Source organism: Streptomyces sp. NPDC004721, assembly GCF_053601495.1.
Genome location: NZ_JBSGBZ010000014.1, coordinates 1 through 22,812 on the forward strand (window position 1 = coordinate 1; position 22,812 = coordinate 22,812).

Here is a 22,812-nt window from a genome sequence, read left to right on the forward strand (position 1 = left end):
ACACCAAGCACGACCCCGAACGCGCCCTACGACGCATCACCCGCCAGGCCAACGCCCTCGGACTCACCGTCCGCTTCGAACCCATCGGAGCCTGAAGACGCCACCCTGACTGCTTCTATTTTCGGACCAGAGTCCCGACATTGCTCTACAGCCGCGGCGGGCGCGGCTGCGAACCGCCCTGGGCGAGGAGACCGGTCAGGCGATGGGCCTCGTCCAGCAGCAACCGGCCCAACTGGGGCCTACGGCCGGCGGAGAAGCGCTGCTCGATTCCGGTCAGGGAGAGCGCCCCGGTGGGGCGTCCCTGCGCGTCGAACACCGCAGCGCCCATGCCCCAGCTCCCCTCCACCAGGAGGCCGGGATTGGTCGAGTAGCCCTCTTTCCGGGTGGCCTGGAGTCGGCGCAGCAGCGGTTCGGGGGCATGGCTCTCGCCCCAGGCGGAGACCAGCTCGCTGGTCTCCAGATAGGCGGCCACCCAAGGGTCGGGCAGGAACGCGAGGATCGCCAGCCCTGCCGAGGCCACGCCGAGGGGGAGCCGGAGCCCCTCGTACAGTACGAAGGACCGGATCGGGAAGCTTCCGTCCTCGCGCATCAAGCAGACGGTCTCGTCCCCCCGGCGGACCGAGAAGAACGCGCTCTCACCCGTGGCTTGCGCAAGGCGTCGCAGCATGGGCCGGGCCTGTTCGGTCATGTCGTAGCGCGAGGACGCTGCCGCTCCCAGCAGGAAGAGCTCGGGCCCCAGCACCCACCGCCCGTCGGCGGTGCGGTCGATGAAGCCCTCACCCTGCAGCGCACTCAGCAGACGGTGCGTCGTCGGCCTGGGCAGGCCGGCCCGGCGTCCCAGTGAAGCTGTGGTAGCGCCACCCGGCTCGCTCTGGGAGAGCGCGCGAAGCACCGCGGCAGCACGGCCGACGACCGAGGAAGGAGCATCCACGGACAGCAGTCTAGGCGTCTACTCAGTGAACGCTTGCCCCGGACCTGTCTCTGGGAGCGAGCAACCCAGCGAATCTACGTTGACCGGGCAACCAGGGAAGTTCTTCCATCGTTGCGCCCGCACCAGCGCGGGCAGTCATCCAAGGGTCGTTAGTCCGAGGAGTGGACGTCGGGTGGACAAGGTGGTAGCGAGCGCCACGCAGGCCGTGGCCGACATCGGCTCAGGCGCAACCATTGCCGTAGGCGGCTTCGGCCTGTGCGGGATCCCTTCCGTGCTGATCGGGGCGCTGCTGGAGCAAGGCGCCGACCAGCTCGAGGCGGTCTCCAATAACTGCGGCGTGGACGAGTGGGGTCTGGGCCTGCTCCTAGGAAAGGGGCGACTGCGCCGCACCGTCTCCTCGTATGTCGGGGAGAACAAGGAGTTCGCCCGGCAGTACCTTGCGGGCGAGCTCGAGGTCGAACTCACCCCGCAGGGCACTTTGGCCGAGCGAATGCGCGCCGGAGGCGCCGGCATCCCTGCCTTCTACACGGCCACCGGCGTCGGCACCCAGGTCGCCGACGGAGGCCTGCCCTGGCGCTACGACACCGAGGGCAACGTGGCCCTGGCCTCCCCGGCCAAGGAGGTCCGTGTGTTCCCCACCCCCGAGGGCGACAAGGAGTTCGTCCTGGAGCAGGCCATCGTCGCCGACTTCGCACTGGTCCGCGCCTGGAAGGGCGACCGCCATGGCAACCTCGTCTACCGAGCCGCGGCGCAGAACTTTAACCCCATTGCAGCCATGTGCGGCCGCATCACGATCGCCGAGGTCGAAGAACTCGTCGAACCCGGCGCGCTGGACCCAGGCGAGATCCACACCCCCGGCGTGTACGTGCGGCGGGTGGTTGCCCTGACCCCGGAGCAGGCCGCCGACAAGCGCATCGAGAAGCGCACCATCACCACCGCGCCCGGCGCGAGCAGCATCAAGGCGGAGGTGACGGGCTGATGGCCTGGACACGAGACGAGATGGCCGCCCGGGCGGCAGCCGAGCTGACCGACGGCTCCTACGTCAACCTCGGGATCGGGCTGCCCACCCTGGTGCCCAATCACGTGGCCGACGACGTCGAACTGGTCGTGCAGTCGGAGAACGGCATCCTCGGCGTGGGCCCCTACCCAACCGCCGACGCGGTAGACCCGGACCTGGTCAACGCCGGCAAGGAGACCGTCACGGCGCGCCGCGGGGCTTCCTACTTCGACTCCGCTACCAGCTTCGGCATGATCCGCGGCGGCAAGATCGACGCCGCGGTCCTCGGCGCCATGCAGGTCTCGGCCCAGGGCGACATCGCCAACTGGATGATCCCGGGGAAGATGGTCAAGGGCATGGGCGGCGCCATGGACCTCGTCCACGGCGCCCGCAAGGTCATCGTCCTCATGGAGCACGTCGCCCGCGACGGCAGCCATAAGATCGTCGAGGAGTGCACGCTTCCCTACACGGGGCGGCGCGTGGTCCAGCGCATCATCACCGACCTCGCCGTCATCGATGTCATCGACCCTGCCACCGGTGAGCAGGCACGCCCGGGCACCTTGGGCTCCCGCGTCCTTCGCCTCGTGGGGCTTGCCCCCGGCGCCACCGTCGACGAGGTACGGGAGAAGACCGGGCCGAAGCTCGACGTCAGCGGCCAGTGACAACCCAGCTGGCGGCCTCCCTCTTTCTCACCTACTACCTGCAGAAGGCCTTGTCAAGTTGCGTGTGTGGCAGGTGAGTTGTGGCGTACTGATGGCGCTCGGGTGCCGTGCCGTGCACGGTGCTCAGGCGTGCGCGGCCGCGCCGGTGACGGTCTTCCAGAGACGGAATCGTTCGGTCATCTCGGCACGGTAGTCACTCGCTGTGATCAGATGCCGGCGGGGCCGGAAGAGTGTCGAGATCCTTGAGAACGCGGCGAGGAATCTCTGCGCCACACCCGTTGAGCGGAAGTTCTTCATAGCCCTCTCGCGCTGCCTCGTGGGCTGATGGCTGTTCTCTGCACGGTTGTTCAAGTACTTCGAGCTGCGGTGCTCCACCGAGGGCATGGCCTCGCGGTGGGCGACGCCGTAGCTGCGGAGCTTGTCCGTGACGAGTACACGGGGTACGTATTCAAGATCCTTCAGCAGCTTCCGGAAGAAGCGTTTCGCAGCCCGGCCATCACGCTTGCTCTGCACCAGAATGTCCAGGACGTTGCCGTCCTGGTCGACGGCCCGCCAGAGATACCGCCTCTTCCCGTTGACTTTGATGAACACCTCGTCCATGTGCCACTTGTCGCCCGGGCGGGGCCGGCGGCGACGCAGGTTCCGGGCGTAGGCGGGGCCGAACGTCGCGCACCAGGCACGGACCGTCTCGTACGAGACCGTGATGCCCCGCTCGAACAGGAGCTCCTCGACCTCCCGATACGAGAGTGGGAAACGGTGATACAGCCACACCGCGTGACCGATCACCTCGGCCGGGAACCGATACCCCTTGTACGACGGTGACACCTCGGACTCCACGACCGGCCCCTCCCGCAACGATCACCACCAAGAGCCTCCCACGCCCCTTCGGCAACCTGACAGAGCCTCAAGGACGACCCGTTCGCGAAGGTGCGCGTGGCCGAGGCGGCCAGCGAGATCGGCGCCGCCTGGCTGCAGCTCACCCGCAACATCACCGACGTCTTCGAGGCGGCCCGCAGCGGTGCGGGCATCCCGATCGAGCTGCGGGCGCGGCTGCGTCGCGACCAGGTGCGGGCGGCGGTCCGGTCCATCGATGCCGTCGACCGACTGTTCGAGAACTCGGGTGCGGGCGCGCTCGAGGCGGGGACGCCGATCCAGCGGTTCTGGAGGGACGCCCATGCGGCGCGGGTGCACGTCGCCCACGACGCGGAGCCGGCGCTCAAGGTCTTCGGCGACGGAGAGTTCGGGACTCCCGTCGACGCCGGAATGCTCTGACCCGCCGTCGGCAGGGTTTCAACCAGAAGGGAAAGGCACGCACATGAGTCAGTCGGTCGCGGTGGCCGGGACCGCCCGGGAAACGGTCGACCCCCAGCGATTCCGTCATGCCCTCGGGCACTTCTGCACCGGTGTCGTCATCGTCGCCGCGGCCGACGGCGAGGGCCGGCCCGCCGGCTTCGCCTGCCAGTCATTCTCCGCACTGTCCCTGGAGCCGCCCCTGGTGTTGTTCTGCCCGGGCCAGGACCTCGCGGACCTGGCCGGTCATCGAGCGGGCCGGCCGCTTCAGCGTCAACGTCCTCACGGAGGCGCAACGCGCCGTCAGCGAGGTGTTCGGGCGCAGCGGACCGGACAAGTTCGCCGCCGCCGGGCGTTGGATCTCGAAGGCGGTGAAGCGGACGGGGGCCGGGGTGCCGGTGGGGTCATGGTGGTCCCCCTCTCTGGCTGCCGGCCGGTGTAGGCAGCTCGTGGCCGAAGCGGGTGGAGGCCAGTGGGCCCTGTTCTCGGGCGGCTTGGGCGTCGCAGCCGGCCAGGAAGGCCGCGGCGAGCTGGGCGAGGGTGATGTGCCGGTACCAGCCGTGGAAGGAACGGACCTCGTAGTCGGCCAGCCCGCAGGCGGACTTCGCCAGCTTGATCGCCTCTTCCACCCTCCAGCGCGCTCCCGGGACCAGCACAAGGTCTTCCAACGCTGTCCCGGGCGGTCCCCAGCCCAGGTAGTAGTCGCGCTTGGCCGGATCCTCGGGGCGGCGGCGCACGATGATCCATCGTGCCCAGACCTCTTCACCGGTCGGCTCGTCCGGGTCGACGATCCGGCGCGCCCACCACTGCCAGATGCGGGTGTCCAGCTGGGAGGGCCCGGCCGGCAGCTCCACCCAGTCCTCCTCCCGGGCGACACGCTCCACCAGCCGCCCCGCATGCCGCCATCCCGGGCGCGCCAGCACCGGCGTGTTCGCCTGGACCGCTACCACATAGGGCAAGCGGTGTTCCTCCAGGAAGGAGCGGAAGGCCCTCTCCCGCCCGTAGACTTCATCGGCAGCCACCCACACTTTGCCCTCGGCCACGGGCAGGTCGGGCAGCGCCCGCTCGATCATCACCTCGGCCAGCCGCGGCTTGGTCACGAAACCGCGATCCTCGGGCACGTGCGCGGCCCGGCAGCGCGCCGGATCGCCTGTCCACTCCTTCGGCAGGTACAACTCCCGGTCGATCAACGCCTGCCCGGCCCCGGTCGCCCACGCCGCCATCACCCCCACCTGGCAGGGAAAAACGCCCCCGAGCGCCCCGGAATATTGCCTGGCCACCCCTGCCGAGGCCGTGCCGCGCTTGGCGAACCCGGTCTCGTCCACCACCAGCACCCCCGCCCCGCCCGGCCCCGCGCCCTCCCCGTCATCCGCCAGCGCCGCGACGACATGACGCCGGGTGAAGTCCCGCATCCCGTCCACGTCCCACCGCGCACGGTCCAGCAGATGCTGCTGGTTCCACGGTGCGCCGTCGCCGGCGTACTCCGCCAACTGCCAGCCGTTCTTCCGCGAGACCGGCCCCAACAAGCCCCGCACACACGCCGCCGCGCGCCGCCGCACGTCCACCCGCGGGAAGAACCGGCCGACCTCCAGCAGCAGGTCATCCAGCTGCCCGGCCCACTCCTCCGCCCACTCCCGGTCCGACACCGTGGCCACAACATCCAGTAACTCGACCTGCATACAAGCCAGTTACCCGACCAACGAGATCGACGAACTACGACACCGACCATGATCTACAACTGAAGGGATTAATACTCCAGCTGTAGATCGTGATCAGGCTCGCTTGAGGCCGGTGCGCGGTGCTGCTCTACGGTGCCCTGCGTGATCGCCAAGCTACAGTGTGTGGTGTTGGACTGTGCCAGTGTCGGCGGCATTGCAGCTAGCCACGGTCGAGGGCCGTCTCGGTGGCCGCGGCGAGGGCGGTCGCCGTTTCGCGGGCCACAAGGGCGGCCGGCTGACCTCCGTGACGGCGGACTCGGTGAACGGGCACTCCAGCAACAACACGTCGCCGGGTCGATAGTCATGGCTCATGGACGCATTCTGCAGGGCTGCACCGCAACGGGACTCCTTCTGCTGCTCAGGCGGTCGACGGGCAGCCCCGGCCTGTGACAACAAAGGTGCTTCCTTCCGCGCTGCCGGTGACTCGTAGCTCGCCGATCGGATGACAGCTGACTCCAAGCTCTCTCACGGCCCGTTCCGGCCTCCGCCTGGACGGCCTTCGTCCCCGATCTGAAGAACGCCTCCGCCCTTCGGACTTCGTAGTGCCGTCCGCGAACTCGCTGATTATCCGGACGCGGCGGGCAGGGTGATCTCGGTGCGCAGGCCGTCCGCCCAGGTGAGCGTGACGAGATGACCGCCGTCGGGCTCGGCGTACACGGTCAGTGAGGGGTCCGCGGCATCCGGGCCTCCCCGGTCCAGGAGCACCATGGCGGCGAGGACCTCGCCGAACGGTGTGTCCGTGTCCGTGGCCAGCCAGGGGATCGCCGTCCAGGAGCCGAGGGGACTGGTGTCCTGATGGGTCGTGACTCCGCCGAGGTTGAATCCCCGCAGGGCCCGCAGGTGAGAGCGCAGTGACGTGGTCCGGGCCTCGGCGGACGGGCCCGGCTCGCCGGGAGTGATCTGTGTGCCCGGCCGGGTGTCGGCCGCCACTGGCCAGCCGCCCAGCCGCACGGCACGCCAGGACGGGCTCGCCCCGGTCGGGGGCGTGTCGATCCGGGCGAGGCGGATCTCCACGCCGTCGCGCAGCAGCGAGGCGATGGTGATCATTGGTCCGGGGGTCACCGGTCCGCGCCGGCCGGAGCCGTAGTCGGGCGAGTCGTCGGCGGCGGTGTCGACCCAGCGCACCAGCCCGCAGGAGGCGGCCGCCAGCACACCACCTGGCAGCTCCCGGGCGAACAGCGGCTCGAAGCCGGACCGGTGGGAAGCCCGGCCGGCCTCGTCCAGCAGTACTACCGCGTTGTCGATCGGGGAGGCCACCGCGTCCGCGGTCAGTGGGGGGACCGTGGCGGTGGAGTAGCCGAGCCGTGCGTACGGGGGCGAGTCCGCACTGGTGTCGCCGGGGCGGGCGTGGTCGGTGCCGTGGTTGAGGACCATGGCGATCCCGTCGCGGCGGCGTGAAGAGAGCAGCCAGCCGGGAGCGGTGAGCACCCGCTCCGTGTCGGCGGACTCGATGGGCAGCGGGAGTTCCGTGTCCGTCCACACCGGGTGGTCGGCGGGCAGTATCAGCCCGAGCATTCCCTTGGACGCCCAATACGGCGAACCGGAGCCGGAGTAGGACTGGCGCATCGCCGGCCAGGCGTGGTGCCAGCCCAGCGTCAGCAGCCCCTCCGCATCGGGGGCGTCCCGGTCGGTGAAGTGCCGGACGATGGCGCCGGTCACGCGGCGCACCAGTCCCGGTGGTTGCCCGCCGGCTCCGGTGACCGCGCCGACCCAGAACGGTGCGGCGGCGGCGAACCGGTAGGTGAGGCTGCGGCCCTGCAGCAGCGGGGAGCCGTCCGCGCCCACCAGGCGCACCGCGTCGTCGAGGTAGTCCCGCAGGTCCGCCGCCCAGGTCTCGCGCAGCTGTGGCGGGCAGAGCGAGCCGGTGACGTCGAACAGGTGGGTCCACAGCAGCGGGTAGAGGTGCAGGGCCCAGCCGGTGTAGTGGTCGTAGGACCGTTCCTCGCCGTCGCTGAGCCAGCCGCCGGGCCTGCGCATCGAGGCGTGGAAGGCGAGGTCCTCCTCGATGTCGTCGGCCGACCAGGGGCCGCCCGCCTCGCGGAGGAAGGACTCGACGATGATCCTGAACCAGACCCAGTTGTTCCGCGGGTAGGGCTGCCTGAGCACGGTCGCCAGCCAGTCGACGGTGCGCTGGCGCACCCCGTCGTCGAGCAGGTCCCACAGCCAGGGCCGGGTCAGTTGCAGCACCAGCGCCACGGACGCGGCCTCGACCTTGGCCTGGCCGAGCTCGTCTGGGCGCGGCCAGGCCTCCGGGGAACGCGGGTCGGTGCCCGCCGCCAGGCCGCGGGCGTACCGGTCGAGCAGCCCGCCGGGGTCGGCGCCGTTCTCCCCGGCGATTCGGAAGCCGGCCAGCAAGAAGGTGCGGGCGAAGCCCTCCAGGCCGTCGGAGTCGGTGCCGTACATGCTAACCGGGCCCGGCAGGGCGACGTGGGCGCCGGCGGGGGAGCGATACGGCTCGAGGGCGGCGAGCATCCGGTCCCCGAGAGCGGTCCAGTGCTCTCGGGTCCACCCGGTGTATGGGGAGCGGACCCGGTCCTCCGGGACGATTGTGCCGGAGCGGATGATCATGCCTTGACTCCCACTGGGTCTCGATGAGTGTCGCTGAATGCTGGGTCGGCGGCCGGTGCCAACGACGCGAGCACGGCGCGGCTGTTGCGCCAGACGACGAAGAGCGTGCAGCCCGGCAGTACGGCCAGGCCGAGCAGGGGCGCCTGGTTGACCAGGACCAGGGTGATGCCGAGCAGCCCGAGGTTCAGCAGCCCGAGCCACCAGCGACATACCGACGCGTACGACGCGGTCAGCAGCGTGCGCGGTGAGATCCGCGGATCGTCCGCCACGGCGGCCATTGTCACGATCCCAGAGCTCGCGGCGCCCAGCATGACGACGACCAGCAGCGGTATCAGGGCCGGCCCCGACGCGGCCTTGCGGAGGACGGCCACGTCGGTGGCCGCAACGGCGATCAGGAGCACGCACGGCGCCCAGCCGAGCAGCGCCGGGGCGAACAGGCGCCGGTAGCCGCGGAACAGGTCGGCCGCCGGTGCCCGGTCGTCCTCGGTGGTCCGCTGCAGGTAGTGGAAGGCGGCGGCGAGCGAGGGGCCGAGGCCGAGGGACAGCAGTCCGAAAAAGGCCGGGTACTGCCACGGCCGGTGCACCACGCCCAGGGCCAGCAGCAGGGGCGCGTTCGTCGCCGCCAGGCCCAGGTTGACGACCAGGACCCGGTGGACGTGCGACCAGAGCAGCTCCCAGGACCCGTGGTCGAGGTTGAGCCTGAGACGCCGCCCGGTGACGGGGGTGCTCATCGCGGCCTCACTTCATTCCGCTGGTGGCGATGCCCTGGACGAAGTAGCGCTGTCCGAGCAGGAAGACGACCAGGATCGGCAGGACCGACAACACCGATCCGGTCATGATCATGGCGTATTCGGAGTCGTAGATGCCGACGAACTGCCGCAGTCCGACCTGCACGGTCCACAGCTCGTTGTCGGTCAGGTAGATGAACGGCCCCATGTAGTCGTTCCAGGTGTTGACGAAGGTCAGCAGCGCGAGACTGGCCAGGGCCGGCTTCGACAGGGGCAGCACGATCCGTGCCCAGATGCCGTACTCGCTGAGCCCGTCCAGCCTCGCAGCCTCGCTGATCTCGTCCGGGATCGTCAGGTAGTACTGGCGCATCAGAAACACCCCGAACGCACCGAAGGCCTGCAGCAGGATCAGCGAGAGATGTGTGTTCACCAGTCCCAGGCGCTCCATGATGATGTACTGCGGCACCATGTAGGCCTGCCACGGCACCGCGATGGTGCTGACGTAGGCGAGGAACAGAGCATCGCGGCCGGGGAAACGGGCCTTGGCGAAGCCGTAGGCCGCGAAGCTTCCGGTCAGCACCTGCAGCCCGGTGATGGTGACACTGAGGAACAGCGAGTTCCCCAGGTAGGTGAGCAGCGGGATCCGGGTCCAGATGCGGGAGAAGTTGTCCCAGTGGAACTCCTGGGGGATCCACTGGATCGGGACCGTGAGCACCTCGTTGTCCCGCTTGACCGAGGAGACCAGCATCCAGGCGAAGGGCACCAGGATCGCGGCCGACAGCGCGATCAGCGCCGCGTAGAGCAGGGCGCGGCCCGCGAGCCGCGCCGTCCGGCGCCGACTCCCCGGAGCGGACCGGCCCCACCGGCCACCGGTCGGGCGCGACGCCTCGGCCGTCGTGCTGTCCTCTCGCAGCACGCTCGTGTTCATCGCTCATTCCTCCGCTGGAACCGGAACTGGACTACGGTGATCATCAACACGATGACGAAGAGCACCAGGGAAATCGCCGAAGAGTAGCCGAAGCGCCCCTGCTTGATCCCTTCCCGGAAGATCACCTGGGACAGCACCAGGGTCGACCGGCCGGGGCCTCCCTCGGTCATGATCTGCACCAGGTCGAAGACCTTGAAGCTGGAGATCGTCAGCATGACCAGCACGAAGAACGTGGTGGGCCGCAGGGACGGGACGGTGATGTGCCAGAACCGCTGCCACGGGCCGGCCCCGTCCACCCGTGCCGCCTCGTACAGCTCCGCGGGGATCGCCTGGAGCCCGGCGAGGTAAAGCACCATGTAGTAGCCCATGTCCCGCCACACACTGGTGATGATGACCGCGGGCATCGCCCAGTCGGTGGAGGTGGTCCACCCCGGCGGATGGCCGACACCCACGGCCCGCAGTAGCTGGTTCACCGGCCCCAGGTCGGGACTGAAGAGCATATTCCACACCACCGCCACCGCGACCAGCGAGGTGATGTACGGGAAGAAGAACGCCGTACGCAGGAACCCGACGCCGCGGAGTTTCTGGTTGAGCAGCACGGCCAGGCCGAGGGACGCCGCCAGCGTGAGCGGGATATGGCCGACGGCGTACCACGCGGTGTTGCTCAGTGCGACCCAGAAGGTGTCGCTGTCGAACATCCGGCGGAAGTTTTCGAGTCCGACCCATTCCGGTGTGGAGTACGAGTTCCAGTTCGTGAACGCCAGCAGCAGCGTCGCGAGCACCGGTACCAGGGTCAGGGCTGCGAAACCGAGGAAGTTCGGGAGGATGAAACTCCAGCCGACCAGTGTGGTGCGCCGACTTCGCCGCTTGGCGGCTGCGGCGCCGGATTCCGGGCTCATCCGACTTCGGACTTCACTCGGGAGTTCATCTCCTTGATGCCCTGGTCGAGCGACTTCTCACCGGTCATCACGAGTTCGTGCTCCTCGGTGAGGATGGTGTCGACGTCAGAGGACTTCTCACTGATCGGCATCTCCAGCTTCACCGTGTCCGGGTGCATGGCTTTCTTGGTGAGATCGTCGGTCGGCATCCCCTGGACGGAGAAGTAGGTGTTCATGACCGACTCGTCGGTGTAGGACGGGGTGATGCCGATCTTGGCGACCGCGGCGGCGCCCTCGGGACCGGACGCGAACGACAGGAACTTCCTGGCCGCGTCGGAGTTCTTCGCCTTCTTGTTGATGGCGAAGGCGGTCGGTGCGCCGAAGGTGGTCGTCTTGCCGTCGGCGGTGATCTGCGGCAGGGGTGCCATGCCCCAGTCGTCCTTGAAGTTGCCTGCGGCCTTCTCCTGCACCAGGACCGCGGCGAACCAGGTGCCCATCGGCATCATCGCGGTCTTGTCGGTCGTGAACATCGTCTTGTAGGTGACCTTCTGGCTGTTGGCCGTGGCCCACGGCATGGTCGCCCCGGACTTCTGCAGGTCGAGGGTCATCGCGTACTGGTCCTTGAAGAACCCGTAGTCACCTCCGAGCAGGTCGCCGCCGGTCTGCGCCGCCGCGATCGCCTGGACAAGCGAACGCCAGGTGTGGTGGTAGGTGCCGTAGACCTTCGAGCCACCGCTGCCCTTCGTCTGCCGCTTCGCCAGCGCGGCGTAGTCGGACCAGGTCAGCTTGGACAGATCCGCGCCGCTGTCCTTGAGCAACGCCTTGTTGTAGTAGAGGACGTAGAAGTCCTGCCGGTACGGCAGCGCGTAGTACTCGCCGTTCAGGTCGTAGGCGTCGAGCCCGCCGTAGTTCGCCTTGTCGAGCTTGCCGGCCTCATCGGTGACCGACTGAAGCTGGCCCCGCGTACCGAACCGGGCATAGTCCGTGAGGGTCTTCATCGTCAGCACGTCGGTGGTGTCGCCACCGGCCAGCATCGTGGTGACCTTCTCCGAGTAGTCGTCGGAGAGGATGTCGACCGGGCGGACCTCGATGTCCGGGTACTTCGCCTTGAACCCGTCGATCAGCGCCTTGAACTCGGGTGTCTGGTCGTAGTTCCACACGGCGATCCTGAGTACCTTCTTGCCGTCAGCGGTGGTGTCGGAACCGCCACCGCTGCTGCACCCGGCGGTGAGCATAGCCAGCGCGATAGCTGCCGTCAGGATCTTGGCGGGTCTACTCATGGTGCATATCTCCTTCAGTGTCGGTCGAATGGAAGACATCGGCTCAGGCACTCAGTCCGAGGGCCCAGGACTCGGCGGTGACCTCTCCCTGCAGAGGCTGCCGCCCGATCCACCGGGCCAGCTCGTCGATGGTGTGGTCGGTGAGGCGCCCGATCTCCGAACCGAGCGACCCTGCCACATGCGGGGTGACCATCACTTGGGCCAGTCGCCGCAGCGGTGAACTCGCGGGCAGCGGCTCGGGGTCGGTCACGTCGAGGATGGCGAAGAGGCGACCGGACGCGCACTCGGCAGCGAGTGCCTCGGAGTCGACGAGGCTGCCGCGCGCCGTGTTGATGACCGTCGCATGGTCCGGAAGCAGACGCAGTTGCTCGGTACCGATGAGGTGCCGGGTCTCCTGCAGCTCGGGAGCGTGCAGGGACAATACGTCGACTCTGGGTAGCAGGTCCACCAGCTCGACCAGGGTCGCGCCGGCCGCCGAGACCTCCGCCGGATCGGCGTGCGGATCCGCGACCAGGCAGGTGGTGCCGTCGAGAACCTTGAGGAGTTCGACCACCTTGCGGCCGATCCGGGAGAACCCGACGATGCCGACGGTCTGCGCGAAGTTCGACAGGTCCCCGTAGCCTGTCACCCTGCCCCACCCCTCGTACGCGAGACGCTCGTCGGCGGCGAGGAAGGGAACCTTCTTGCCGGCGAAGATGATGGCCGCCAAGGTGTACTCGGCCACCGGAACGGCGTTGGTGTCGGCTGCGCTGGTGATCCGGATCCCCCGCCGCCACACGTCGTCTCCCACCAGGCCCCGCACGCTGCCGGCGCAGTGCAGCACCGCGCGCAGTGCGGGTGCCGCGTCGAGCCGCTCCGGTGTCAGCCGGGGAGCGCCCCAGGACGTCAGCATCACCTCGACGTCCGCCAGCTGGGCCCGTACCGCCGGGGCGTCGAGGTCGTCGGTCCAGACAGGATCACCCAGCGTCACCAGGTCCGCCAGCCGTGCGAGACGGGCAGCGTCGAAGTGCGCTTCGAAGCTCTCCCTGCTCATCACGACCAGTGCGTATGGCTTCGTCTGTATCAAGCGTCGAGTCCTTCCCTCGGCCGGTTTCACACCGGCGCTGGCGAGCGCGTCTTGCCGGTCGCGTGGGGAAAGAGATAGTGGTGGTGAGCACAGACCCGCTACGGCTCGTACATGAACGAAGCGATTCGTTCAGAGTCAAACACACAGGATAGGGGAGGGTGAACCGATGGCCGGTGACCGGCTCTTCGCTCTGCAACGCAGGGAGCGGCTCATGGACGAACTACGCCGGCACGGCGCCGTCCGGGTCCGCGAGCTGGCCCGACTGCTCGAGGTCAGTGAGCTGACGGTGCGGCGCGACATCGCCGCACTCGCCGGCCGCGGCCTGCTCACCAAGGTGCACGGCGGCGCCACCCTCCCGACCGAAACCGACTCGGCTCCCCAGCGCCGGACCCGCCCCGGATCCACGCCGTTCACCATCGGCATGGTCGTTCCCTCGCTGGACTACTACTGGCCGGCCATCGTGACCGGCGCCCGGGCAGCCGCAGTCGCGCTCGGCGTCCAGATCCAGCTGCGCGGGTCGAGCTACGACCGGGCCGAGGACCGCCGTCAGATCAGCCGACTGATCGAGGCCAAGCAGGTGCAAGGACTCCTGCTGGCGCCCAGCCTGGAGACCGACGGCGCCGATGAGATGATCGACTGGATCGGCAAGCTGCCGGTACCGACCATCCTCGTGGAACGGCAGACATCGCCTTGGACACCGACGCCGCGCCAACTCGAATGGGTACGCAGCGACCACGCCCTCGGCCTAGAGACGGCCGTGCGCCACCTCCACGAACACGGCCACCGCCGGATCGGCCTGGTGCTCGCGAACGGCAGCCCAACCTCGGCGCATCTCGCCCAGGGCTGGCTGCGGGCCTGCGCGGAACTCGATCTGCCCGGCGAGTTCGTGGTCCGCGCGAGCGTGGCCCTCGACATACCCGGCCACCGGCAGATCATCGAGGAGATCCTGCGCCGCTGCCGCCGGTCCCGGACCACCGCGCTCATCGTGCACAGCGACCAGGACGCGATGTCCGTCGCCCAGTACGCCGCCGAACAAGGCATCACCATCCCGGACGACATGGCCCTCGTCAGCTACGACGACGAGGTGGCCCGGCTCGCCGAACCGGCCATGACGGCGGTCCGCCCGCCCAAGTCCCGGGTGGGCCGGGTCGCGGTGGAGATGATGGTCTCAAGGCTGATGGAGGGCAAGCGCCGCCCGGCGCAACGCGTCCTCGTCCTGCCCGAGCTGATCATCCGCAACTCCTCGATCAGGACATGGGAAGGCCGGTAGCAGCGAGAGACCAGGCGTGATCTCCTGTCCGTCGACCTAGGGGCGCTGGTCCGGCGCCACCGCGCGGACGACCCCATCGCCCGGGACCACCTGACGATCATCCGCTTGGACCTGATCATCGTCGACGACATCAGGCTCCTCCCCGTCTCCCTGGACGCCGCAGAGAGCTTCTGCCCCCTGCTCGATGCTGCCTACCGGAACCGGGCAGCGTCCCTTCCGCGACCGCCCGGCCAGCGGTCGGGCCCGGAGACGGGTCCGCGCCCTGCAGGGGCCGTTGTGAACCGGCGCCCGGACCACCTCACCGAGCGGGAAGAGGAGATCCTGAGCTGCATCCGGCGGTGGATCGAGGAGCGGGTTGAGGGTCCGTCGGTGCGGCAGCTCGCCAAAGCAATCGGGACGCGCAGCACGGCGTCGGTCACCTATCACTTAGCCAACCTGGAACGGTCCGGCGCGCTGATACGCGATGGCCGGGGCTGGAACACCTGCCGCCTGGGCCACACCGCTGTGCTTGTCGTCGAGCTGGCGCTTCGATGGCTGAATGGACGGGTCAGGTTTCGTTGCGGGGTGGCGGTGTCCTGGCTCGGAGGGCGGGGTCGTTGCGTAGTTGTAGGAAGGGGGCGAGCAGGGTGAGTGCCTGGAGCAGGGCGCATGCTCCGATGAGGCTGTTCAGGTAGGGCGGTGGGGTGAGGGCGAGCAGGATGGTCAGGGAGAGGGTCGTGCCGAAGGCCGCGGGTGGGATGACCTGCGAGCGGAGGGTGCGCAGGACGATGGTGAGTCCTCCGTCGGCGGCCATGAAGAGGGCTATGAGGGTCACGTAGCCGGTGTAGGAGGGGGCTTGGGGCACGGCGAGGCAGGTGGCGGCCGCGATGGTTGCGCTGATGACGCCCAGTCATGGGAGGAGACGGTCACGAAGTGGGGGTCTTTCGTTGAGCGGGGGAGGGGAGGGCCAAGGTGTTGCCGGCCGCTCACGCGGAGGAGAACGCCACATTCGCCGAAGCCATGGGCAGGACATAACGCTGCACGTGAACTCCGCTCGAAACGCTGCGAGGTGAACAGGGGGGCGGGCCCGTCACGGGGGATGAACGGGCCCGCCCCTGGCTTGGTGCCGCCCGCGTAATTCCCCGGGAGTGCAGGCGGCGTGACCGCGCTCAGGGGTCACTGTGTTCAGCGCGTTCCAGGTCCTGTGTGTCACAGGTGGCGGCCTGACCTTGCAAGATCACCGAGCTTTTGAATTCGAGTCGGTGTGTGCCTGGTGCTCGAGGGTGATCGGCTGGATGTGTGACGCCAGGGGCCCTCGGGGCGCTGTAAGCCTGGGACCTACCTCCCGCGGGTGCCTGCTTCCCCCAGTGCGGGGCTCCTGCGCCGCAGGGGCAGGCCAATGCCGCAGACCGCATCAGTACGGTTTCCGTTCGATTGACCGTACGGCTCTGGAAGGACGGGCCTTGAGCGCCCAACTAAGCGACGCCGCAGCGCAGTTGGCGGACATGCTCTGGCGTCAGCACGCCCTGTACCGGGACCGGGCCGAGGGTGTGGTCCGAGAGCTCCCGAACGACGTCCCGCCGGGACTGCTGGAACTTTGCAGTCAGCCGATCCCAGTACTCAGGGGGGTCGATCCCGACTCACGCTACCGTCCGCATGACCGCCAGATCCCGTCCGCCAGCCGCCAGTGCGAGCATCTTCGGCACGGCGAACGCCGCGGCCAGCTCCTCGATGCTCGACGATTTCGCGCAGCCGGGCGCAGTTGCAGCAAGGGCCTCAGACAGCTGAGCGATATCTCGGTCGCTGAATCGGGAGGATGCCAGTGCAACTCAGTCCCATGTCTCTTGGGGGTTTCCAACTGTGTGTCAGGATGCGCTGATGGATAACCTCATATGCGCCTGGGAGCACATCGAGAACTGGCTTCGAGAGCACCAATGCACCAGTGCTCTCTCCACGTTGCACCCGCCTGCTTCCGAAGAGGCCATCCAGTCCCTCCAGGACGTCATCCCGTATCCGCTCCATCCGCATCTGGTGCAGTGGCTCAGAATCCACGGCGGCGCTCCCATGTATGACGCCCCCATCTGGCCGGGCGGCTACGTCCCGTACGACGTTTGAAGTACTCAAGGGCGGGCCGGAGTACATGGAGGAAATGCTCGACGAGTTCAATGACCAGCGTGATGAGGATCCCGAGTACTGGCTTCTGGATCCGTGGGCGGACCTGCTGTGGCTGCCGATCGCAGGTACGCACACAGGGGAGAGCCTCCTCATCGATCACCGGCCTGGCGACTCCTACGGCAGCATCATCGAGATCGACTATGAGGACAACGAGGTCACCGCAGTCCGCTGGAAGAATCTGGGGGAGATGATCAGGCTGATGGCTGAGTCCCTGGAGTCCGGATCCCCTATGCCATACTCGTGCCAGTACTCGCGCGTCCCTCAACTGGTCGAAGGCCCGCCCAGCTACCTCACCTGGAAGTTGGAGAAGATCCAGGATTAGGACGCGAGAAGACTTCCTCCCGCAGCGATGCCCCGCCGCCCGTCACAGGGCCGGCCGGGCATCGCCGTTGCCGGGCACGCATGCCCGGGCCGGGCCGGCCATGCTGGCGATCACCTCGGCGAGGTCGTGGCGGAATCGATCGATGAGCTTGTGGCGGCGTTGTCCGCCGCCATCGTGGGTGGCGACAGTGGTTGTTACTCACTTTCGGGTGCCGGCTGGGTGAGCTGAACCGTGTACCTCGCCATCATGAGCCTGGTCCCCACCGGCAAGGGCCGGCAACGCTGGGGGCGCCGCTGGAAGCCGACTCTCAACGCCATCGACATCGCCTTCGACGGCTGCCTCACCGCAGCCCGATCTCGACCACCAAACCGAGTTACTGCCGGCGCGGAAGAGTCCGCCGAAGAAGGCGGGGGCAGCCTCGGCGCGGGCCCCCGGCCGCGTCGGCAAGAGTGAGCTGCAGAAGCTGAGCAAGGCCCAGCTGTACCGGCAAGCGACCGAACAGGACGTTCCCGGCCGGTCGAAGATGAGCCGCGACCAGCTCATCGACGCCCTCGCCGGCAGCGCACGCCGCCATAAAATGAGCGCCGCCTGACCGCCGCGGCGAACGCCCACGACCCGGCGGGCTTGCGGGCTTGCGGGAGGCACGAGAAACGACCTGCGCTGCATCGGGAATGCTGGCCGGGTCGGTGTGGTTGAGTTGGGCGTGATGGTGAAGGGACAGTGTCCCCGGGCCTCATTCATAGCCTGCAAGGACGATCGTTCGGCTGAAGCCCTGCAGAGCCTTTCGCCGCGTAGGCGACCGCCCTTCACGATCACACGGTCCTTTAGCACCGAGCATCGGCCACGAGGACGCTGACGCGGCTCTCGTACTCACGCCGGGCCTTGGGCTGTGCCGGGATCGCCGGGTTGCCGTCGAAGGGCTGGCAGCGGGCGAGGAGTTCGCGGTGGACCGCGGGCGTGGCGCTTTCGTTTTCCGATACTCAAGCCAGCCGCTCTCATCCGTGAGGTGGGCCGCGGCTTGCCGCGCGGTCGACTCGGGTCTCGTGGCGAACAAGGCTGGGCCCGACGTGGCTGGACTTCCACACGCGCCCTGCGGGCATCGGGGCCACTGGCCGCGTTCAGGCCGAGCCGCGCCGATCCTCCCCGCGCATCTCGCACGTGCTCTGGCCGTCCGGGCGACGTGACACACTGGCGGCCCAGGTAGCGGTGAACGGGGGATGATCCGGTTGGGTCTGGAGATCGAGAGCCGGCCGTCGGTGCCGCGGCCGACCAGCGGATACTGCCGTTTGCGGATCAGCTCGACCTGGTCGTCGATCGCGCCCGGCCTGTAGAACGCGCCGTACCGCAGCACCGCGCCACCCGCCTGAAGGACCGCGTCCTCGGCGTAGCGCAGCGTCTCCAATCCCACGTGCGCCGCCGTCCCGACCAGCATGTCCAGCGGATCCTCCTCGGTCTTGACTCAGCCGCCCTCGCGGATGCCGTTCCAGCTGGCGTAACCCTGCGCGACGACGTGGGTGACGCCTGTCGCCTCCGCCGCGCCCAGCAGGTGGTCCGTGCCTTCCCGGCGCAGCCGGTTGGCGAGGGCGAACCAGCGATCCGGGTGCTTTATATCGGGCTTGCCGGCATGCGCCATCGAGGTCGCAGTCATCTGATGGGCAATCACCTCGGGCCGGGCCTTTGCCACCGCCTCACCGACCGAAGCCGCATCCAGCCCGTCCATCACAACGCCGGTGGCGCCCAACTGCTGCACCAGGTCCAGCTTGGCCTCGTCGTCGTCGCGGTCACCTCGTGGCCCCGCGCCACGAGCTGCGGAACCAGCCTCCGCCCCAGAACCCCGGTCCCGCCAGCCACGAACACCCGCATGACCATCACCTTCCTGACGCAAGTGCTCGTCTCCGCTACCCGAGACAAGACAACTCGGCCGCTTGTGACATGGAAGGGAGAAGCCCCCTGTGGAATCAACGCCTCGGGGCATTCCGACACTCGGGGAGTTCACCGGATGCGCACGTTCACAGGGCTGTCTCGACGAACACAGATGATCGATCGCCCCTCGCGCTGGCCGGAAGTGCCACCCTATGGGGGGCAGCTCACGGACGTCATCCCAACCTGACCGTCGCTCATGGCCAGCCGTCCCGAGTCTTCGCCCAGGTAGAGGCAGCACTGCGCCTGCGGGCTGTCCAGCCTGCCCTGGGACCTGCCCACTTCGAGGGCCGCACCTGGAGAGGCTGGCACCACCACGTCACAGCGTTGCTGCACCCGCCGTAGCGCCGCGACCGGCCTCAGCCCCGCCGCCTCTTCGCCTGTCCGGCCTTCACGTCGGCCGCGTACCGATCCACGTACTCCTGGCCCGAGAGCCGCAAGACTTCGTACGTGATCTCGTCGGTGACGGCCCGCAGCACCGTCTTGTGGTGCGCCATCCCCGCAAAGCGCGAGAAGTCCAGCGGCTGCCCGAAACGGATCGTGACCGGCCGGAGCCTGGGCAGGAAACGTCCCGGAGGCCAGATCTCGAAAGTCCCCACCATCGCGCACGGAATCACCGGAACCTGCGCAGCCAGCGCCGTCACCGCCACCCCGACCTTGCCCTTGTACAGCCGGCCGTCGGGGGAACGCGTGCCCTCCGGATAGATCGCGAGCAACTCTCCCTTCGCCAGTACCCCCAGCCCCTCCCGAAGGGCCGCCTGCCCCGCGGCCCTGCCCGACCTGTCGACTGAAATCTGCCCGGCACCGCGGAGAACGAGCGCGGTCAGTCGGCCCGTGAGGCCCGGCGCCGTGAAGTACTCCGCCTTGGCCAGGAACGTGATGCGCCGCTTCAGGACCGCGGGCATGAGGAGGGGGTCTGCGAAGGACAGGTGATTCCCGGCAACGATCGCCGCGCCCTTGGCCGGAATGTGCTCGAGCCCCTCGGCTCGCGGCCGGAACAGCAGCCGCAGCAATGGTCCCAGAAGTACGTACTTGAGCACGTAATAGAACACGGGCGACTCCCCACTGCCGAATCGGCTCCCCGGTATGTCTGTGCCGGGCCGGCAGGCCAGATTCCGGGCCCCGGAACACCCAGCCGTCCCACTGCTCACGGCATGATCCACACGGCCCACGTTTTGACACCTCCTCGGGCCGGAGTCATCTGGCCGGGGCCAGGTGCTTGATCTTGATCCAGTCGCGGGTGCGTCGCCCGGGAAGGTATGGGCTGGTGAATCGCTTGGCGACGATCCCGTCGAAACCCTCTCGCCGGCTGTTCTCCAGGGCTTCGTTGGCCATGGAGGGCCAGGCTGCGGGGACGATGATGCCAGGGCTGGCAAGGCCAAGGTCGTCCAGGAGGTCACGGCGGGCGGTGTAGGGCAGCTGGATGACGGGTTCGCCTAGGTAGAGGACGTCGTAGATCACCAGCCAGGCGGGAAGGTCCTGGCGGGCATGGTCGACGGCGGCCGGGTGGTGGAGGCTCATGCGCTGCTGCAGCCGTTCCACCGAGGGGCGCCCTTGATCGTCGAGCACGACGATCTCCCCGTCCAGTACCGCCTCCGGCGCCGGCAGCAGTCCCGCGAGCGCCTGGAGTTCCGGGTACTGGCCGGTGGCGTCCAGTCCGGTGGCGGACACCAGCTGCACCGTTCCGTCGGGGGGCAGGTGGACGAGGGTGCGCGCCCCGTTCCACAACGTTTCGTACGCGAACTCGCCCTCGGCTTCCGGTGAGGGGAGCGATCCGATCACCGCGAGCATGGGTGACAGCGGTGGCAGCTCACGCGCCTGAGCCGGTCCGGCCGGCGGGTGTGTGCTCATGTGTCCCAGCGTGGCGCCCGCATCCTGCGGGAGCGACTTCTGTATTTGTGGTGCCGCCCGCAGTCGCACTCGTAGATCCCGGAGTCCGGCACGATCTCGCCAGGGTGAAAGACCTTGTCGCTGTCCTGGTTCATACGACCTGTGTACGACGCGGGTGTACATGCGGCGACCGGAGACAGATGCGCGCGGGCGGCAGGAGGGGCCCGGAGCCAGGCCTCTCGGCAACGGCCGGGCCCCTCGTCTGCGTACGCGCCCGCGGGGGATGACATGCACGCGTGCCGTGCTCAACGCCTGCCCGCAGGAAGGTTACGTCCCTCCTCCAGAGCCTGAGTAGGCAGCCGTCCGGGTCACTGCTCAGGGCTGCCCGGTGCGCAGGGGGAGACAGCGGTGTGAGCGTGGAGGCATAGGGCAGCACACGCCCGGCGCCGACGCGTCACGCCGCCTGGGGAACGGCCCGCGGCTGCGTGGATCTTGTCCCACAGCACCGCACGGCCCGGGCCCCGAGGGCCGACGGCTCGTGTGAACATCTCCCAACCCACGTAGCGGCAGCACCCTGGCGGAGCACGGTGAACAACTCCAAGGATCGGTGAGCAGCCGGCCACGGCGTTCGGCTCGCCCGGACGCCATCGGGGTCCTGGGGACCGTACGATCACGCAGCGGCTTGGCATCGGCCAGCGTCACCGTGATGAGGCTGGCAATCGCACGAAGCTTTGAAACTGTCCCCCTGGCGTATGCGCGCCACAATGAAAGGGCGAAACCGCACTCGGATCCATCGAGGAGGTGGCTATGCCCAGCGCAGCCACCACAACACGGAAAACGGCGGCGGCCCGCGCCCGTCCGAGCGCCAAGTCAGTAGCACAGCAACCCGCCACGGACGGGAAGCTGCACATCCACAGCCTGGATGTGCACGCGCCTGTCCACATCCCCTACCTCACGCCGGGGGACGTGGTGGCCAACACGCAGGCGATGACATCAAGGCTGCCGGCCAGGGATCTTCTCTTCTACGGCGGCCTGGGCGCGCTCGCGGTGGCCGGTGCTCTCGACTGGCCCGTCGCTCTGGCCATCGGAGGTGCCACAGCCATCCTGCGCGGCCGGGGAAGGGGAGGTGAACACATGAGCGACATCGTGCAGGAGCCTCCCACACCCGAGGAGGCCGGGACCGCTGCCGAGGTAGCGGCACAGCCTCCGGCTGAAGCTGCAGAGGAAACCCCTGCGGCTGAGGAAATTGAATCCGCCGCCGAGGAAGCAGAGGCTACCCCTGCGGCTGAGGAGGCCGGGACCGCTGCCGAGGTAGCGGCACAGCCTCCGGCTGAAGCTGCAGAGGAAACCCCTGCGGCTGAGGAAATTGAATCCGCCGCCGAGGAAGCAGAGGCTACCCCTGCGGCTGTGGAGGCCGGGACCGCTGCCGAGGAATCGGAGGAGCCCCCGGCTGGTTCATCCTGATCCCATTCCCGCAGCGGCCCCGCCCGGCAGGATGGGGCCGCTGCGGGACCATCGAACCGCACACCGGTCGCCCGCTTTCCCGGCGACCACACCGAGTCCTCTCGAAGACCCCATGGATCAACGCTGCGACACAGTAGGCGTTCCACCAGCGGTTCCTCGCCCAAAGCGCCGTGCCCGACGCCCAGATGACGAAAGGGTGGTGGGGAGGGGTACCTGTCCCCACCACCCAGGAGAGGACCATCCCGAACCCAGGAAACCGCCGCGGCACCTGCCCGCGATAGGGCCAACCGGACCCCATTGACTCAAAGTCGCACAGACTGCTCGCACCTGGACGGGGATAACCACGCCGCGGATGCAGAGGACCACACCCGTGTCTGGTATCTACGCACTGATCCGTTCCAACGGTCGGCTGGAGTTCCGCGGCGGTGTTCCGGAGCAGATGCACCAGGACACCGACCCCCATCACGGGAGGCCGGCTGCCTTCACCATTCAGCGCGCCTCATGGGGCGGCAACGGCCTGCACGGTCACGTCGGCGACGTCTCCTGCATGGCCAGCACGTACCCGCCCAACCACATCGCCACCGCACTCGTGGCCGCTCTGGGCGGCCCCGTCCAGTACATCTTCGGCAACCTGACCATCTGCGGCAGCCGGGCCTCCCCTGGCAGCGGGGAGGCGATCCTGTGCGGTCTTACCGAGGCACAGCAGCACCTCATCCACGACGTGCACACCGCAGTCACCAAGGAAGCCGACACCATGGCGTAAGAGGGTCCCCCGCCCCGCGACGTCGGTCGGCCCCGGCAAGGGG

Annotated in this window: 22 protein-coding genes and 3 pseudogenes; 11 read left to right on the forward strand and 14 right to left on the reverse strand. The window is 68.5% G+C overall.

What is annotated here, in order from left to right:
• Positions 1 to 145 precede the first annotated feature (145 nt).
• Positions 146 to 931, reverse strand: a complete 786-nt coding sequence (locus ACWEK3_RS15065) for an IclR family transcriptional regulator (RefSeq protein ID WP_453249834.1) — start codon at positions 929 to 931, stop codon at positions 146 to 148.
• Positions 932 to 1,103: 172 nt separating this feature from the next.
• Here ACWEK3_RS15065 and ACWEK3_RS15070 point away from each other — a divergent pair, with 172 nt between their 5' ends.
• Both ACWEK3_RS15070 and ACWEK3_RS15075 read left to right on the forward strand, forming a co-directional pair.
• Positions 1,104 to 1,910, forward strand: a complete 807-nt coding sequence (locus ACWEK3_RS15070; RefSeq protein ID WP_453249835.1) for a CoA transferase subunit A — start codon at positions 1,104 to 1,106, stop codon at positions 1,908 to 1,910.
• The gene (locus ACWEK3_RS15075) at positions 1,910 to 2,590 is read left to right on the forward strand and encodes a 3-oxoacid CoA-transferase subunit B (protein ID WP_453249836.1); all 681 of its coding nucleotides are present in this window, start codon (positions 1,910 to 1,912) and stop codon (positions 2,588 to 2,590) included. The genes ACWEK3_RS15070 and ACWEK3_RS15075 overlap by 1 nt, the downstream gene beginning before the upstream one ends.
• 123 nt (positions 2,591 to 2,713) lie before the next feature.
• Here ACWEK3_RS15075 and ACWEK3_RS15080 read toward each other — a convergent pair whose 3' ends face one another.
• Positions 2,714 to 3,427: an IS6 family transposase gene (locus ACWEK3_RS15080; protein WP_453249837.1), complete on the reverse strand. Its 714-nt coding sequence runs from the start codon at positions 3,425 to 3,427 to the stop codon at positions 2,714 to 2,716.
• A 75-nt stretch (positions 3,428 to 3,502) separates the two neighbouring features.
• Between ACWEK3_RS15080 and ACWEK3_RS15085 the strand changes: the two are divergent.
• From ACWEK3_RS15085 to ACWEK3_RS15095, 3 pseudogenes are all read left to right on the forward strand, one after another.
• A pseudogene (locus ACWEK3_RS15085) lies at positions 3,503 to 3,862 on the forward strand (3-hydroxy-9,10-secoandrosta-1,3,5(10)-triene-9,17-dione monooxygenase oxygenase subunit); the annotation flags it as partial.
• Positions 3,765 to 4,043: pseudogene (locus ACWEK3_RS15090) on the forward strand (hypothetical protein); the annotation flags it as partial. The pseudogenes ACWEK3_RS15085 and ACWEK3_RS15090, both read left to right, overlap by 98 nt.
• A pseudogene (locus ACWEK3_RS15095) lies at positions 3,970 to 4,200 on the forward strand (flavin reductase family protein); the annotation flags it as partial. The pseudogenes ACWEK3_RS15090 and ACWEK3_RS15095, both read left to right, overlap by 74 nt.
• Before the next feature lie 84 nt (positions 4,201 to 4,284).
• On the opposite strand, the gene ACWEK3_RS15100 reads toward ACWEK3_RS15095, so the two are convergent.
• The 7 genes from ACWEK3_RS15100 to ACWEK3_RS15130 form a co-directional block, all read right to left on the reverse strand.
• The gene (locus tag ACWEK3_RS15100; RefSeq protein ID WP_453249838.1) at positions 4,285 to 5,559 is read right to left on the reverse strand and encodes an IS701 family transposase; all 1,275 of its coding nucleotides are present in this window, start codon (positions 5,557 to 5,559) and stop codon (positions 4,285 to 4,287) included.
• 603 nt (positions 5,560 to 6,162) lie between these two features.
• Positions 6,163 to 8,166 (reverse strand): DUF2264 domain-containing protein, encoded by a 2,004-nt coding sequence (locus tag ACWEK3_RS15105; RefSeq protein ID WP_453249839.1) that lies wholly within the window; start codon positions 8,164 to 8,166, stop codon positions 6,163 to 6,165.
• Complete coding sequence (locus ACWEK3_RS15110) at positions 8,163 to 8,897, reverse strand: hypothetical protein (protein WP_450546366.1); 735 nt, start codon at positions 8,895 to 8,897, stop codon at positions 8,163 to 8,165. Before ACWEK3_RS15110 ends, ACWEK3_RS15105 begins: the two co-directional genes overlap by 4 nt.
• Positions 8,898 to 8,904: 7 nt before the next feature.
• Complete coding sequence (locus tag ACWEK3_RS15115; RefSeq protein WP_225077703.1) at positions 8,905 to 9,822, reverse strand: carbohydrate ABC transporter permease; 918 nt, start codon at positions 9,820 to 9,822, stop codon at positions 8,905 to 8,907.
• A complete protein-coding gene (locus tag ACWEK3_RS15120; protein ID WP_450546364.1) occupies positions 9,819 to 10,721 on the reverse strand; it encodes a carbohydrate ABC transporter permease in 903 nt (300 codons plus the stop codon). The genes ACWEK3_RS15115 and ACWEK3_RS15120 overlap by 4 nt, the downstream gene beginning before the upstream one ends.
• Positions 10,718 to 11,980 (reverse strand): ABC transporter substrate-binding protein, encoded by a 1,263-nt coding sequence (locus ACWEK3_RS15125; RefSeq protein WP_453249840.1) that lies wholly within the window; start codon positions 11,978 to 11,980, stop codon positions 10,718 to 10,720. The genes ACWEK3_RS15120 and ACWEK3_RS15125 overlap by 4 nt, the downstream gene beginning before the upstream one ends.
• A gap of 43 nt (positions 11,981 to 12,023) precedes the next feature.
• A complete protein-coding gene (locus tag ACWEK3_RS15130) occupies positions 12,024 to 13,043 on the reverse strand; it encodes a hydroxyacid dehydrogenase (RefSeq protein ID WP_453249907.1) in 1,020 nt (339 codons plus the stop codon).
• Between the two features lie 169 nt (positions 13,044 to 13,212).
• Between ACWEK3_RS15130 and ACWEK3_RS15135 the strand changes: the two genes are divergently transcribed.
• Both ACWEK3_RS15135 and ACWEK3_RS15140 read left to right on the forward strand, forming a co-directional pair.
• Entirely contained in the window at positions 13,213 to 14,316 is a 1,104-nt protein-coding gene (locus tag ACWEK3_RS15135; protein WP_453249841.1) for a substrate-binding domain-containing protein, read from the forward strand.
• A gap of 276 nt (positions 14,317 to 14,592) precedes the next feature.
• The gene (locus ACWEK3_RS15140; RefSeq protein ID WP_453249908.1) at positions 14,593 to 14,946 is read left to right on the forward strand and encodes a LexA family protein; all 354 of its coding nucleotides are present in this window, start codon (positions 14,593 to 14,595) and stop codon (positions 14,944 to 14,946) included.
• Here the strand turns inward: ACWEK3_RS15140 and ACWEK3_RS15145 are convergent.
• Positions 14,864 to 15,160 carry a hypothetical protein gene (locus tag ACWEK3_RS15145; protein ID WP_453249842.1) on the reverse strand — a complete coding sequence of 99 codons (297 nt, stop codon included), beginning with the start codon at positions 15,158 to 15,160 and terminating at the stop codon, positions 14,864 to 14,866. The genes ACWEK3_RS15140 and ACWEK3_RS15145 overlap by 83 nt on opposite strands.
• A gap of 1,013 nt (positions 15,161 to 16,173) precedes the next feature.
• On the opposite strand from ACWEK3_RS15145, the gene ACWEK3_RS15150 reads away from it, so the two are divergent.
• Both ACWEK3_RS15150 and ACWEK3_RS15155 read left to right on the forward strand, forming a co-directional pair.
• Entirely contained in the window at positions 16,174 to 16,410 is a 237-nt protein-coding gene (locus tag ACWEK3_RS15150) for a hypothetical protein (RefSeq protein WP_450547620.1), read from the forward strand.
• Positions 16,411 to 16,444: 34 nt separating this feature from the next.
• A complete protein-coding gene (locus tag ACWEK3_RS15155) occupies positions 16,445 to 16,792 on the forward strand; it encodes an SMI1/KNR4 family protein (RefSeq protein WP_453249843.1) in 348 nt (115 codons plus the stop codon).
• Positions 16,793 to 18,251: 1,459 nt separating this feature from the next.
• Here ACWEK3_RS15155 and ACWEK3_RS15160 read toward each other — a convergent pair.
• The 4 genes from ACWEK3_RS15160 to ACWEK3_RS15175 form a co-directional block, all read right to left on the reverse strand.
• On the reverse strand, positions 18,252 to 18,542 hold the full coding sequence (locus ACWEK3_RS15160) for a hypothetical protein (protein WP_453249844.1): 291 nt from the start codon (positions 18,540 to 18,542) through the stop codon (positions 18,252 to 18,254).
• Positions 18,512 to 18,661, reverse strand: a complete 150-nt coding sequence (locus ACWEK3_RS15165) for an NAD-dependent epimerase/dehydratase family protein (protein ID WP_453249845.1) — start codon at positions 18,659 to 18,661, stop codon at positions 18,512 to 18,514. Before ACWEK3_RS15165 ends, ACWEK3_RS15160 begins: the two co-directional genes overlap by 31 nt.
• A gap of 410 nt (positions 18,662 to 19,071) precedes the next feature.
• Positions 19,072 to 19,764, reverse strand: coding sequence for a lysophospholipid acyltransferase family protein (locus tag ACWEK3_RS15170; protein ID WP_453249846.1), 693 nt, complete (start codon positions 19,762 to 19,764; stop codon positions 19,072 to 19,074).
• Positions 19,765 to 19,909: 145 nt separating this feature from the next.
• A complete protein-coding gene (locus ACWEK3_RS15175) occupies positions 19,910 to 20,563 on the reverse strand; it encodes an ATP-dependent DNA ligase (protein WP_450547624.1) in 654 nt (217 codons plus the stop codon).
• A gap of 786 nt (positions 20,564 to 21,349) precedes the next feature.
• Here ACWEK3_RS15175 and ACWEK3_RS15180 point away from each other — a divergent pair.
• Positions 21,350 to 22,006: a hypothetical protein gene (locus ACWEK3_RS15180; RefSeq protein ID WP_453249847.1), complete on the forward strand. Its 657-nt coding sequence runs from the start codon at positions 21,350 to 21,352 to the stop codon at positions 22,004 to 22,006.
• Between the two features lie 370 nt (positions 22,007 to 22,376).
• Complete coding sequence (locus tag ACWEK3_RS15185; protein WP_453249848.1) at positions 22,377 to 22,769, forward strand: hypothetical protein; 393 nt, start codon at positions 22,377 to 22,379, stop codon at positions 22,767 to 22,769.
• Positions 22,770 to 22,812: the final 43 nt, after the last annotated feature.